This is a genomic window from Stenotrophomonas sp. 14P6.2.3, from assembly GCF_057799055.1.
The window spans coordinates 48,150-60,782 of the sequence record NZ_JBYOLA010000008.1 but is presented as its reverse complement, the minus strand read 5'-3'; the positions used below and the strand labels follow the sequence as shown (position 1 = coordinate 60,782).

Genomic DNA, 12,633 nt, shown 5'->3' with positions numbered 1-12,633 from the left:
TTGTAGAGCCGAGCCCATGCTCGGCTGAATTTCCCGGCCAACCGCAGCCGAGCATGGCTCGGCTCTACAGATGTCCCGGCCCCCTGACAGCGATCAGATCACCGTCAGGTTGGCATACGCCATCACCAGCCACTTGCTGCCGGCGTCGGCGAACTCGATCTGCACGCGTGCATGGGCGCCGTTGCCTTCGTAGTCGGTCACCATGCCTTCGCCGAACTTGGGATGGTTGACCAGCGCACCCAGCTTGATCGGCGGCGCTTCGATGGCGGCGTGACCCATCACCCGGCTTGCGCCCATCGAGGCCGGTCGCGAGACCTGCACCTTCGGCCGCACTTCATGCAGCAGCTCGCGCGGGATCTCGCGCAGGAAGCGCGACGGCAGGCTGTAGTTGTCCTGGCCGTGGATGCGCCGCGATTCGGCGTAGCTCAGCACCAGCTTCTGTCGCGCACGGGTGATGCCAACGTAGGCCAGTCGACGTTCTTCCTCCAGCCGCCCGCTTTCCTCCAGCGACCGCGCGCTGGGGAACAGGCCCTCTTCCACGCCGGCCAGGAACACCAGCGGGAATTCCAGCCCCTTGGCCGAGTGCAGCGTCATCAGCTGCACGCCCTCCTCGCCCGCCTGCGCTTGGCCTTCACCGGCTTCCAGCGCGGCATAGGCCAGGAACGCGACCAGCTCGTCCATGTCCTCACCCACTTCCTCGATGTCGTCGGCACGGCGCACGAAGCGCGAGGCCACCGACACCAGCTCGTCGAGGTTGTCGGTGCGCGATTCCGAATCCAGCGCGTTGCGGCTTTCCTTGCTCCAGTGCTCGCGCAGCTGCGAACGCACCAGGACATGGTCCACGCGCTCGGCCAGGGTCATCTGCAGGGTCTGCGCCTGCAGTTCATTGACCAGCACCAGGAAGCCGGCCAGCGCGTTGCGCGCACGCGCCGCCAGTGCGCTGCCCTGGGTCACCAGCATGGTCGCTTCCCACAGCGAGATGCCCTGGGTGCGTGCTTCGCGGCGCACTTCGTCCAGCGTGCGGTCACCGATGCCACGCGTGGGCGTGTTCACCGCGCGCTCGAATGCAGCGTCGTCGTTGCGGTTGGACAGCAGGCGCAGGTACGCCAATGCATCCTTCACTTCGGCGCGCTCGAAGAAGCGCATGCCGCCATACACGCGGTACGGCACCTGTTCGCTCAGCAGCGCTTCTTCCAGCGCGCGCGACTGCGCGTTGCTGCGGTAGAGCACGGCCACTTCGGTGTAGCTGCCACCATCGCGCACCCACTGCCGCGCGCGCTCGACGATGTAGCGCGCCTCGTCCATCTCGTTGTACGCCGCGTACAGGTCGATCGGATCGCCGTCGCCGCTGTCGGTCCACAGCTGCTTGCCGATGCGGTCCGGGTTGTGCGCGATCACCGCGTTGGCGGCGTTGAGGATGTTGGCGGTGGAGCGGTAGTTCTGTTCCAGGCGGATGGTCTGCGCGCCCGGGAAATCGCGCAGGAAGCCCTGCACGTTCTCGACCTTGGCGCCGCGCCAGCCATAGATGGCCTGGTCATCGTCGCCGACCACGAACACGTGGCCCTCATGCCCGGCCAGTACACGCACGAAGGCGTACTGGATGGCGTTGGTATCCTGGAATTCGTCCACCAGGATCTCGCGGAAACGCGCACGGTAATGCGACAGCAACGGCGGGTTGTCGCGCAGCAGTTCGTGCGCGCGCAGCAGCAGCTCGGCGAAATCGACCAGACCGGCGCGGTCGCAGCGCGCCTGGTACTCGGCATAGGCCTGGCGCATGGTTTCCAGCCACGCGTCGTTCGGCTCGGGCTGGATGTGCTGCGGGCGGCGGCCTTCATCCTTCTGCGCGTTGATCCACCAGGCAATCTGCTTGGGCGGGTACTTGCCGTCATCCAGCTCCAGCGCCTGCACCACGCGCTTGACCAGCCGCAGCTGATCGTCCGAATCCATCACCTGGAAGCTTTCCGGCAGCTTGGCGTCCTGCCAGTGCAGGCGCAGCAGGCGGTTGGCCAGGCCGTGGAAGGTGCCGATCCACATGCCGCGGCTGCCATGCGGCAGCTGTGCGTCGATGCGATGGCGCATCTCGCCGGCGGCCTTGTTGGTGAAGGTCACCGCAAAAATGCCATGCGTCGGCACGCCTTCGACTTCATGCAGCCAGGCAATGCGGTGGGTGAGTACGCGCGTCTTGCCCGACCCGGCACCGGCCAGCACCAGGTGGTGACCGAGGGGAGCGGAGACGGCTTCGCGCTGGGCCGGGTTCAGGCCATCAAGCAAGTGGGAGACATCCATGCCTCCATTTTACGGCATCGACGTCGCAGCTCCTGCGACCACCTGTGCGGCCAGTGCCTGTGCCTGCTGACGCAGTTCAGGCACCGCCAGGCTTTCCCACAGGTTGCCGATGCGCAGGCTGCCGAGTACGCCCAGGCGCGCCTGCGACTGGCCGCCCGCTGCGCACAGCCGGTCGCCCGGCACGCTGCTGTCCAGGCCCAGCCCATGCGGACCGGGACGGGCCAGTCCATCGGCCTGCAGCTGCTGCAGCAAGGGGTTGCGCAGCGCCGAGGCGCGGGTTTCCACACCCGTGGCATTGACCACCGCGCCGATCGTCCACTGCACGTTGCCGCCGCCCGCCTCGCGACCCGACAGCCACAGGGCGTCCCCGTCGCGCCACACGCGTTGCAGGCGGGCGCGGTGAACCCGCAGCTGGCCGCTGGCCTGCAACCCCTGCAACTGCTCGGCCACCGGTTCAGCGATGCGGTGGCGGTGCACATCCCAGTAGCGCACCACGTGGCGCAGGAAGCGGCGCTGGTCGGCGACGTCCAGGCTGCACCAGAGCGCTTGCCCATGCGGGCGGATGCGATCCATCACGCCCTGCCATGGGATGCCATCGGCCTGTGCCTGCCGTGCGTGCTGGCGCAGTGCACGCAGGCGCTGGCGCAGGGTCATCGTCAGCAGCTCCTGCGGGTCGAACGCCGGCAGGCCACCGTGTGCATGCGGCAACGGCAGCAGGCCATGGCGCGAGATGACGTGCAGCGGCCCGCTGTGACCGGCGGCCACGAGCGCCAACACGGTGTCCGCCATGCTCAGCCCGGAGCCGACGATGGCCAGTGCATGGCCACCGGCCAGCGTGCGCACGCCGTCGTAATCCCAGGCTTCGACCACGTCATCGGCGGGCAGCGCGTCGGCGCCGTCCACTGGCAGCGGCCGCATGCTGTTGCCAGTAGCGATCACCGCCTGCGCTGCATGCAGCGTTTGGCCATCGCCCAGCTGCAATTGGTAACCGTGGTCATCGGCATGCAGCGCCAGCACCGGTTGGGCGATGACCTGCAATCGGGCTGCGCTGGCCGCTTCGGCCTCGCGCAGGCGCTGCTGCAGATAGGCGGCGAAGTAATGGCGGCACACGTAACGTTCGCCCAGCACCTCGCGCGCCTCGCCCGGATAGGCGTTGGCCGTCTGCAGGTAATCGAGGAAGTCGCCGGGCTGGTCGGGGAAGGCGCTCATCTTCGCCGCCGGCACGTTCAGCAGATGCTCCGGCCACGGCGTGGCATAGGCGATGCCCTGTGCCAGCTGCGAGGCCGGCTCGAAGATGGCCAGCGCCAGCGGCGCCCGGGCCTGGCGCAACACCTGGATCGCCACCAGCACCCCGGCCGCACCACCACCGATGATCGCCAGGTCCAGTTCGCCATTACGCGGTGAATCAGTCATGCGCCGATTGTAGGCCATCGCCCCTGCCCGGCTGGTGCCGGCCTACATCAGCGCATCGGCCAGGCGCGCGATGCCCTCGCGGCTGCGCAGCCACGCTGGGCGCTTGCGCCACTGCTCCAGGTCCAGCAGGCGCGACTGGCGCAGATAGTCGTCCTCGATGGCGATCAGCTGCGTGACCAGTTGACGGTCGTAGCAGATCAGGCCGATTTCGGCATTCAGCGCGAACGAGCGGATATCCATGTTGATCGACCCCAGCACGGCGATGTCCTCGTCCACGCTCATGTGCTTGGCATGCAGGAACTGCGGCTCGTACAGCGCGATCTGCACCCCGCAGCGCAGCAGCTCGTCGTAGTAGGCCTCCTGCGCCCACGAGGTCAGCCGCTGGTTGTTGCTGGCCGACAGGATCAGCTGCACCTGCACGCCGGACAGTGCGGCGATGCGCAGTGCACTCAGCGTTGCTTCGTCGGGCACGAAGTACGGCGTCACCATCACCAGCCGCCGCCGGGCAAGATGGATCAGCGCGGCCACCGCATCGCGCGCGTTGCTGTAGGGATAGGCCGGGCCGCTGGGCAGCAGCTGGGTGGCGATGTCCTCGCTGCACACCGGTACGTCGGCGATGACGTCCAGGCGCTGTCCGGTTTCGATGTACCAGTCGCTGGCGAACACCGCTTCAAGGTGCGCTACCGCCGGCCCGCGCACGCGCGCCACCAGCTCGCGGTTGGGGTGGCCGGCCACGAACTCAGGCCGCGCCAGGTTCTGCGAACCGACATAACCGACCTCGTTGTCGATCACCGCGATCTTGCGATGGTTGCGCAGGTCCATGCGCCCGCTGCGGCGCCAGCGCAGGCCGCCGGGCAGCATCGCGCGCACTTCGACGTCACGTGACCGCAGCCGCTTGCTGTACGCACGCAGGCCGCGCTTGGCGCCCACCGCATCCAGCAGCACGCGGCACTGCACGCCACGCGCTGCGGCACGCTGCAGGGCTTCGACGATGGCCTCGCCCACGGTGTCATCGAACATCAGGTAGTACAGCAGGTGCACCCGGTCCTGGGCCTGGTCGATGTCGGCGATCAGGTTGTGCAGTGATTCGTCGTAGTCGGTCAGCAGATCGACCGCGTTGCCGTGCACCGGCATGAAATCGCCCTGACGCTGCACCAGCGGCACCACTTCGGCGCTGGCCGAATCGGGCTGCGGCGTCCAGCGCAGGCGGCGCTGCAGCGCCTGTTCCTCGCGGATCACCTGCGAGGCCTCGGCCTGCCGGCGGATGCGTTCGCGCGACAACCACGGATGCCCGAACAGCAGGTACAGCGGCAGGCCCAGCAGCGGCACGAAGCCGACCAGCAGCAGCCAGCTGCGCGCCGCGCCCGGCGTAGTGCGGGTGGGGATCCAGCACAGCGCCACCAGCCGGATCAGCCAGTCGATCAGCAGCAGATACGAACCCAGCAACCACTCGAACAGCATCAGGCGCGCCCGTCGGGAGGGTGATGGGCCATTCTGCCCAGCGGGGTGGGTAGAGTCGAGCCGCGCCAAGCGTGCCGACCAACGGTCGGCACCCACCGGGGTCGGAACGTGTCGACCAAGGTCGACACCTACCGGGGGCGGGGGCCACAAAAAAACCCGCCACGAGGGCGGGTTTCTTCGGAGGCAATCAGCAATCCTTGCGGATTACTTGATCTTGCCTTCCTTGTACGGGACGTGCTTGCGCACGACCGGATCGTACTTGGAGAATTCCATCTTCCCCGGGGTGTTCTTCTTGTTCTTGTCGGTCGTGTAGAAGTGACCGGTACCAGCGGTCGAAATCATACGGACCTTATCGCGCTTGCCTGCCATGATCGTCTACTCCTCAGACCTTTTCGCCGCGCGCACGCAGCTCAGCCAGAACGGAATCGATACCGTTCTTGTCGATGGTGCGCAGTGCATGCGCGGAAACACGAAGCTTCACCCAGCGGTTCTCGCTGGCAACCCAGAAGCGGCGCTCGTGCAGATTCGGCAGGAAACGACGACGGGTCTTGTTGTTGGCGTGCGAGACGTTGTTACCCGTCTGCACTCGCTTGCCGGAAACCTGGCATACGCGGGACATGGCGCACCTCGATAGTAAGTTGTGTCAGCCCGTAGCCCGGGAGACGGCGGCCTCGATGGTTGCCCACCACACGTCAAGAGAATCAAAGGGTTACGCTGGCGTTGGGCGGCCGGGGACGTGCTCCCGGGGGCGCCGCCCGATAGAAAACCGGACACAGCGAGCCGCGCATTATGCACGGGTTCAAGCACTTGCGCAAGTTACCCACAGGGCAAGGCTGAACACGGCGACGGGGGCCCTTGTAGAGCCGAAGGTAGCGGCAGGAGCCGCTGCCAACGTCGCTTGCGACGGCCCGTAGGGTGACGGTCAGGACGACCGGCATAGCCCACGCTCGGCTGGGTCATACGGGGGGAAGCAGCCGAGCGTCGGCTCGGCTCTACAACAGCGACAGCGCCAGCTCAGCGCAGGTGTGGAATGACCTGGGCCAGCAGATGGGCGTCCTTCAGCGCGCCGTGCAGGCCACGATTACCGGGAATGCGCAGGCGCTGCAGCACATCGTCCAGCTTGTTGCCCTGGCCGGGCCAGCGCCCCCGCGCCAGCTTCAGGCTGCAGGTCACGCGGCAGTGCTGGGCCAGCCCATCGGCAATGCCGGCCAGGCGCAGCTCGTTGTCGAGGAAGCCGACGTCGAAGGTAGCGTTGTGCGCGACCATCTCGCTGCCACGCAGGAACTCCAGCAGCTCGGCGGCCTTGCTCGCGAACAGCGGCTTGCCCACCAGCATCGCATCGCTGATGCCGTGCACGCGCTGCGCGCCCCAGTCCACTTTGCGCTGCGGCTGCAGATAGGTGTGGAACTGGCGGCCGCTGAGCTGCCCATCGATCAGTTCCACCGCCCCGATTTCAATCACCCGGTGGCCCAGACGATGCGAGATGCCGGTGGTTTCGGTATCCAGCGCAACGACGCGGCTCATGCCCCACACCCGTATGCAGCAACGGGCATGCGGGAGACAAAGGATGGTAGTGAGGGCAGTGCAGTCATTCGATGCTGGATCCTGTTACGCGCGCCCCGTGCAACGGGGGCAGATGATGCTGGATTGTCCCATGTCGTGCGCCAGCGGCAGCGCAGGGGCACGCGGTGTGATCCCGGCATACTGGCGCCTCACTGCGGAGCTTCCAATGCGACTGCTGGCCCTCACCTACGGCACCGAAGGCGATACGCGCCCGCTGGTCATGCTCTGCCACGGGCTGATCGCGGCCGGCCACGACGTCATGCTGCTGGCCGACGGCGGCACTCTGGGCAGCGCGAAAACAATGGGCGTCCCGCACGCCGCGCTTGAAGGCGACATCCACGATGAAGTGGTAGCGCTGGTCTCACGCGGCAACGGCGTGGCCGCCGCCAGCACCGGGCTGGCACGGATGGCGCTGCAGCACGTTGCCGGCTGGATGCGCCAGGCCGATGCTGCGGCCGAGGGCTGCGATGCGATCCTGACCGGCGGCCTGGCGGCGTTCGTCGGCATGAGCGTCGGCGAACGTCGTGGTCTTCCGGTGATCGGCGCCGGCATGATTCCGCTGACGCCGACGCGCGCATTCCGCTCGCCCTTCCTGCCACCCGGGCGCTCACCGGGATGGTTGAACCGGGCCAGCTACGGGCTGGTCAACGGCCTGATCTGGCGGCAGTTCCGCGGCCCGATAAACGCTGCCCGCCAGCACGCCGGGCAGCCGCCACGACGCTCGCTCTGGACCGGCCTGCCGATGCTGTACGGCGTCTCGCCACAGCTGTTGCCGCCGCCTTCGGACTGGCCGGCCGACCACCTCGTATGCGGCCAGTGGTCGGCACCCGCAGCGCCGTGGCAGCCGTCAGCCGAACTACAGGCCTTCCTCGATGCAGGGCCACCGCCGGTCTACCTGGGCTTCGGCAGCATGACCGGCTTCGACCGCGAACGCGTGCTGCCGGCGCTGTTGGCAGCGCTGGCGCCGCGCCGCGTGCTGCTGTTCCCCGGTTGGGTCGGCGTGCCCGACATGGCGTTGCCCGACACGGTATTTGTGATCGGGCCCACCCCGCATGAAGCCTTGCTGCCGCGCTGCGCGCTGGCGATCCATCATGGTGGCAGCGGCACCACGCATTCGGCCTGTCGTGCCGGCATACCGTCGATGGTGATGCCGTTTGCCGCCGACCAGTTCTTCTGGGCCGATCGCCTGCAGCGGCTGGGTGTAGCGCCTGCGCCGCTGTCACCGAAACGGTTGCAGCCGCAGGCGTTGGCCGATGCACTGGCGTTCGCCGAGCAGGCGGATACGCGCGCGCGTGCAGCCGCGCTGGGCGCTGCAATGGCGAACGAGGACGGAGTGGCATGCGGCGTAGCGGCGATCGAGCGGTGGCTCAGCCCAACGTCTCCACCACCCACTCAATGAACACCCGCAGCCGCTGGCTCATGTGCCGGTTCGGCGGGAACATCACGTGCATCGGCATCGGCGGCAGGCGCCAGTCCTGCAGCACCGGCAGCAGCTCGCCGCGCGCCACATGCGGTTCGGCCATGTAGCTGGGCAGCGCGACCACGCCCAGGCCAGCCAGCGCCGCAGCCAGATAGGCATTGCCATCATCGAAGCCGATGGAATAGCGCCCCTGCACCTCGATGCGCTCGGCACCGCGCTGCGCGGTGAACACGCGGGCACGGCCACTGCGCGGGCTGAGGAAACCGACCGTGTGGTGGTCCGGCCCTTGCAGCGCGCGCGGGTGGTCCGGCACACCGAACTGCTGCACATAACCTGGGCTGGCATGAAAGCCGATCGGCAGGCTCGCCAACGGCCGCGCCACCAAGGACGGGTCGGCCGGAGTTCCGCCGCGGATCACGCAGTCGACGTTGTCGGCGATGACATCAACCTCGCGGTCGCTGACCCCCACCTCCAGCTGGATCTCCGGATAGCGCGCCTGGAAACCGGGCAGCGCCGGTACCAGCCGCAGCCGCGCGTACGGTCCGGGCACATCGATGCGCAGGCGACCGCGCGGTTGTGCGGCGGCATCGCCCAGGCCGCCCTCCACCTCTTCCAGCTCGGCCAGCAGACGCACGATGCGCGGGTAATACGCCGCGCCATCGGCGGTGACACTGACCCGGCGCGTGGTGCGGTTGAGCAGCCGCAACCGCAGATGCGCTTCCAGCTGCTGTACCAGCTGGGTGACCGTGGTGCGGCTGAGCTGCAGCGTATGCGCGGCGCGGGTGAAGCTGCCGGTCTCCACCACGCGGGCGAAGGCCCGCATCGCCTCGAAGCGGTCCATGTCAGCGACCCTGATTGTTTGGAATTTCCAATCAATCTAGACGCATCATCACGGTTTATCCAGACAGCGGCAGCGGGGAGGATGGTCTCCTCCCGTCTGGAGTCCGTCTTATGTCCCACCGTGATGTCGTATTTCCCGCCGGCCGGCAGGCGCTGTACGAGCGCAATCGTTACTCACCGGCCATTCGATCCAATGGCTTCCTGTTCGTCTCCGGCCAGGTCGGCAGCCGCGAGGACGGCTCGCCCGAGCCGGACTTCGAGACCCAGGTGCGCCGCGCCTTCGAGAATCTCAACGCAGTGCTGGCCGCGGCCGGCTGCACGTTCGACGACGTGATCGACGTGACCGTGTTCCTGGTCGACCCGGAAACCAACTTCGAGAAGGCCTGGGCGATCGTGCCGGAGTACTGGGGCGAAGCGCCGCACCCGACCCTGACCGGTATCGGCGTGACCTGGCTGTATGGCTTCCAGTTCGAGATCAAGGTGATCGCGAAGCTGCCCGCCGACCGGTAGTGCCGGCCGCTGGCCGGCAACGTGTTGGGGGTCAAAAAGCGTGTCGACCAAGGTCGACACCTACCGGGGCGGCTGGTCGCGCGACAGCAGCCGAGCATGGGCTCGGCTCTACAGAAGCGCCTCCGGTGTCCCACCCCACGGACCGAAAGGCGTGCCGACCAAGGTCGGCACCTACCAGAGCAGCAGTCCCGTGCGCGGCGCAGCTGAACGGGAGGTTCCGACGAATTCCCGAGGTGGCCATTGATATTGTATCCACCGAAAACCGCTTGCTAGCCTCCCCTCCATGCGCCGGATCGCCCGCCACCTTCGTTCGTACCTGCTGATGCTGCTGATGGCGGCGTTCGTGGTCGTGCCGGTGGCCGATGTTCTGGCGTGTGCGGTGGAACCGCACGACAGCACGGTGGTGCATGTGGAGTCGGCCGCCGAAGAGCCCGACGGTGACAGTGGCAGTGACAACGACGGCAAGCACACCGCTGCCTGCAGTCATAACCACTGCCACCATTCCAACCTGAGCCTGCCGGCGAGCACCTTCGCCGCCTTTGGCACGCCGCAACCGGCGCGCTGGATGAATGCAGGCGACGCGGCGACCTATGCGGTCGCCCAGGACGAGCTGGCACGTCCTCCCCGGGCGTGAGTTGAGCGCGTCCCGCAATCGCGGGCTCCCGTTTCACTCACAACCGGAATCCCCCTATGTCGATCCTGACACGTCGGTCGCCGCGCGCGACCGGGCTGGTCGTCGCCGTGCTGCTGGGCCTGATCCCCGCCGCACAGGTCGCCGCACAAGCCGCACCTTCGTACGACACCCTGCTTGAACGTCTCGACCAGCTCCCCGGCACCCGCGTCGGCGCGGCATTGGCCGAGGCGGCCGACGCCCGCGCCGACCAGGCCCGGGCGCTGCCCAACCCCTCCCTTTCCTGGTCCGCCGAAAACGCCTGGGGCACCGGCTCCTACGGCGGCATGGGCAGGGCCGACACCGTGCTTACCCTGTCCCAGCCTTTGGAGGTCTGGGGCCAGCGTGGCGCGCGCGTCCGCGCCGCCCGCGCCGAGGCACAGGCCGCTGCCCTGCGCGGTTCGCAGAGCCGCAGCGATGTCGCCAGCCAGCTGGCGGCGATCTACGCACAGGCGGAAAGCGCCCTGCGTCGTTACACCCTGGCCGACGAAGCGCTGACCCTCACCCGCGACGATGCGGCGGCGGTCACCGCCATGGTCAAGCATGGCCGCGAGCCGCAGCTGCGCGCGGTGCAGGCACAAAGCGAAGTGGCCAATGCCAGCGCCGCGCTGGATGAGGCGCAGGCCTTCCGCGATGCCGCACTGGCGCGCCTGGCCGGTGCGGCCCTGCTGGATGCACCGGTGCAGACCATCGACAACAGCCTGCTCGACCGCGCACCGCCGGCGCCGCGTGGCGCCATCGATGTCGCACTGGCCGTGCGTGTAGCCGAAGCCGAAGTTGATGCGGCCGGTCGCCTGGTCGATGTGGAGCGCAAGCGTGCCCTGCCCGACCTCAGCGTCACGGCCGCGCAGACGCGTTTCCGCGAGGACCGCGAGCAGGCCTACACGCTCGGCGTCAGCCTCTCGATCCCGTTGTTCGACCGCAATCGTGGTGGCATCCGCGCCGCCAGTGCCGAACAGCGCGCGGCCGAGGCGCGGCTGGACCAGCAGCGCCGTGACAGCGAAGCGGAACGGTTGTCGGCGGTGGCGGGCCTGAAGGCCGCCGGCAGCCGCACCCGCGCGGCCGACGAAAGCGTGGTCGCCGCCGAGGAGGCCTATCGCCTGGCCCGCGTCGGTTTCGATGCCGGACGCATCTCCCAGCTGGAACTGCGCAGCACCCGCAGTGCTCTCATCGCCGCCCGCGGCACCGCTGTGGACGCGCGTCTGTCGCGCGTTGGCGCGGAAATCGATCTCGCCCGCCTCGAAGGGCGCGCACCTTTTGTGGAGGCCCGATGAACCTGTCCCGCTCTTTCCCCCTGGTTGGTGGCCTGCTGCTGACCGTATTCCTGGCCGGCTGCTCCGGCAACGCACAGACCCCGGAGGCGTCGGATGCCGCCAGCAAGGCAGCGGCCGACGACGGCCATGGTCATGCCGCTGACAGCACCGAAGCCAAGGCCGAAACAAGCAAGGTGCCCGACGCCGATGAAGGCGTGGTGCAGCTGACGCCCGAGCAGATCAAGGCCTCCGGCATCGACGTCGTCGCCGTCGGCCGCGGCGGCGGCGGTTCGACGCGGCTGTCCGGCCGGGTGGAGCCATCGATCGGTGCGCGTGCATCGGTCGCCTCCACCGTGACCGGGCGCGTGGAGCGCGTGCTGGTTGCACCGGGTACGGCGGTGAAGCAGAACCAGGCCCTGGCGATCGTGGTCAGCGGCGAGGCGGCGGTGTTCCGCGCCAATGCGGTTGCCGCCGCTGCGGAAGCCGAGGCGGCGCGCCTGGCCCATGGCCGTGACAAGGCGCTGGTCGAACAGGGCGTGGTCGCCCGCCAGGAACTGGAAACCTCACGCGCGCGCTCGCTGGCGGCACAGGCGCAGGCCGCGGCCGCACAGGCACAGGCCGCCGCCAACGGTTCACCCGACAGCAGCGGCCGCGTGCGCATCACCAGCCCGGTGGCCGGCATCGTCGGCAACGTACAGGTCACGCCCGGTGGCGTGGTGGCAGCCGGCAGCCCGGTGGCCGACGTCGCCGATCCGTCGATGAACGAGCTGGTGTTCACCGCACCGCCAGCGCTGGCCGCACAGGTCAGCCCGGGCATGACGCTGGAAGTCACCGTGCCGGGCGGCAGCTTCAGTGCCACCGTCACCGGTTCTGCCGCCGATGTGCGCCAGCAGGGTGGCGTGGCGGTGATCCGTGCCACGCCGGTCAATGCGGCATTGCCGCCGGCCGGTTCGCCGGTGTCGGCGGTGGTGGTCACCGACGGCAAGGACGGCGCGCTGAGCGTACCGGCCGACGCCGTGCAGAACGTGGATGGCAGCAGCGCGGTGTTCGTCGCCGTCGAGGGCGGCTTCAAGGTGCAGCCGGTGCTGGCTGGCCGACGCGCCGGCGACCGCATCGAGATCCTCGGTGGCCTGAGCGGCAGCGAACGCATCGTCGGCGCCAACGCTTTCCTGCTCAAGGCCGAACTGGCCAAGGGCGAAGCCGAGCACGGGCACTGA

General features: G+C 68.4%; 12 protein-coding genes. 5 read left to right on the top strand and 7 right to left on the bottom strand.

From position 1 onward, the window contains the following. Positions 1-93: 93 nt before the first annotated feature. The 6 genes from uvrD to dnaQ form a co-directional block, all read right to left on the bottom strand. A complete protein-coding gene (gene uvrD, locus AC27VL_RS08625) occupies positions 94-2,286 on the bottom strand; it encodes a DNA helicase II (protein WP_108267661.1) in 2,193 nt (730 codons plus the stop codon). Positions 2,287-2,295: 9 nt separating this feature from the next. After that, positions 2,296-3,717 carry an FAD/NAD(P)-binding protein gene (locus tag AC27VL_RS08620; RefSeq protein ID WP_488766043.1) on the bottom strand — a complete coding sequence of 474 codons (1,422 nt, stop codon included), beginning with the start codon at positions 3,715-3,717 and terminating at the stop codon, positions 2,296-2,298. A gap of 24 nt (positions 3,718-3,741) precedes the next feature. After that, complete coding sequence (cls, locus tag AC27VL_RS08615) at positions 3,742-5,160, bottom strand: cardiolipin synthase (RefSeq protein WP_089237853.1); 1,419 nt, start codon at positions 5,158-5,160, stop codon at positions 3,742-3,744. A gap of 204 nt (positions 5,161-5,364) precedes the next feature. Continuing rightward, on the bottom strand, positions 5,365-5,532 hold the full coding sequence (rpmG, locus tag AC27VL_RS08610; protein ID WP_170272460.1) for a 50S ribosomal protein L33: 168 nt from the start codon (positions 5,530-5,532) through the stop codon (positions 5,365-5,367). A 10-nt stretch (positions 5,533-5,542) separates the two neighbouring features. Further along, a complete protein-coding gene (gene rpmB, locus AC27VL_RS08605; RefSeq protein ID WP_005411638.1) occupies positions 5,543-5,779 on the bottom strand; it encodes a 50S ribosomal protein L28 in 237 nt (78 codons plus the stop codon). A 395-nt stretch (positions 5,780-6,174) separates the two neighbouring features. Further along, a complete protein-coding gene (dnaQ, locus tag AC27VL_RS08600; RefSeq protein ID WP_100554016.1) occupies positions 6,175-6,684 on the bottom strand; it encodes a DNA polymerase III subunit epsilon in 510 nt (169 codons plus the stop codon). A 205-nt stretch (positions 6,685-6,889) separates the two neighbouring features. Between dnaQ and AC27VL_RS08595 the strand changes: the two genes are divergently transcribed. Continuing rightward, positions 6,890-8,122 carry a glycosyltransferase gene (locus AC27VL_RS08595; protein WP_488766042.1) on the top strand — a complete coding sequence of 411 codons (1,233 nt, stop codon included), beginning with the start codon at positions 6,890-6,892 and terminating at the stop codon, positions 8,120-8,122. On the opposite strand, the gene AC27VL_RS08590 is transcribed toward AC27VL_RS08595, so the two are convergent. Further along, positions 8,091-8,984 (bottom strand): LysR family transcriptional regulator, encoded by an 894-nt coding sequence (locus AC27VL_RS08590; RefSeq protein ID WP_488766041.1) that lies wholly within the window; start codon positions 8,982-8,984, stop codon positions 8,091-8,093. The two genes, AC27VL_RS08595 and AC27VL_RS08590, sit on opposite strands and share 32 nt — an antisense overlap. Positions 8,985-9,094: 110 nt before the next feature. On the opposite strand from AC27VL_RS08590, the gene AC27VL_RS08585 reads away from it, so the two are divergent. From AC27VL_RS08585 to AC27VL_RS08570, 4 genes are all read left to right on the top strand, one after another. Next, positions 9,095-9,493, top strand: a complete 399-nt coding sequence (locus AC27VL_RS08585) for a RidA family protein (protein ID WP_488766040.1) — start codon at positions 9,095-9,097, stop codon at positions 9,491-9,493. A 283-nt stretch (positions 9,494-9,776) separates the two neighbouring features. Then, positions 9,777-10,127 (top strand): hypothetical protein, encoded by a 351-nt coding sequence (locus tag AC27VL_RS08580; RefSeq protein WP_488766039.1) that lies wholly within the window; start codon positions 9,777-9,779, stop codon positions 10,125-10,127. Between the two features lie 56 nt (positions 10,128-10,183). Further along, positions 10,184-11,437: a TolC family protein gene (locus tag AC27VL_RS08575; protein WP_236509195.1), complete on the top strand. Its 1,254-nt coding sequence runs from the start codon at positions 10,184-10,186 to the stop codon at positions 11,435-11,437. After that, complete coding sequence (locus AC27VL_RS08570) at positions 11,434-12,633, top strand: efflux RND transporter periplasmic adaptor subunit (RefSeq protein ID WP_488766038.1); 1,200 nt, start codon at positions 11,434-11,436, stop codon at positions 12,631-12,633. Before AC27VL_RS08575 ends, AC27VL_RS08570 begins: the two co-directional genes overlap by 4 nt.

Excerpts from the sequence above, each read along its gene's own strand:
- cls (WP_089237853.1), bottom strand. The coding sequence starts at position 5,160 with ATGCTGTTCGAGTGGTTGCTGGGTTCGTATCTGCTGCTGATCGACTGG.
- AC27VL_RS08570 (WP_488766038.1), top strand. The coding sequence starts at position 11,434 with ATGAACCTGTCCCGCTCTTTCCCCCTGGTTGGTGGCCTGCTGCTGACC.
- rpmB (WP_005411638.1), bottom strand. The coding sequence starts at position 5,779 with ATGTCCCGCGTATGCCAGGTTTCCGGCAAGCGAGTGCAGACGGGTAAC.
- dnaQ (WP_100554016.1), bottom strand. The coding sequence starts at position 6,684 with ATGAGCCGCGTCGTTGCGCTGGATACCGAAACCACCGGCATCTCGCAT.
- AC27VL_RS08620 (WP_488766043.1), bottom strand. The coding sequence starts at position 3,717 with ATGGCCTACAATCGGCGCATGACTGATTCACCGCGTAATGGCGAACTG.
- uvrD (WP_108267661.1), bottom strand. The coding sequence starts at position 2,286 with ATGGATGTCTCCCACTTGCTTGATGGCCTGAACCCGGCCCAGCGCGAA.
- AC27VL_RS08585 (WP_488766040.1), top strand. The coding sequence starts at position 9,095 with ATGTCCCACCGTGATGTCGTATTTCCCGCCGGCCGGCAGGCGCTGTAC.
- AC27VL_RS08595 (WP_488766042.1), top strand. The coding sequence starts at position 6,890 with ATGCGACTGCTGGCCCTCACCTACGGCACCGAAGGCGATACGCGCCCG.
- AC27VL_RS08590 (WP_488766041.1), bottom strand. The coding sequence starts at position 8,984 with ATGGACCGCTTCGAGGCGATGCGGGCCTTCGCCCGCGTGGTGGAGACC.
- AC27VL_RS08575 (WP_236509195.1), top strand. The coding sequence starts at position 10,184 with ATGTCGATCCTGACACGTCGGTCGCCGCGCGCGACCGGGCTGGTCGTC.
- AC27VL_RS08580 (WP_488766039.1), top strand. The coding sequence starts at position 9,777 with ATGCGCCGGATCGCCCGCCACCTTCGTTCGTACCTGCTGATGCTGCTG.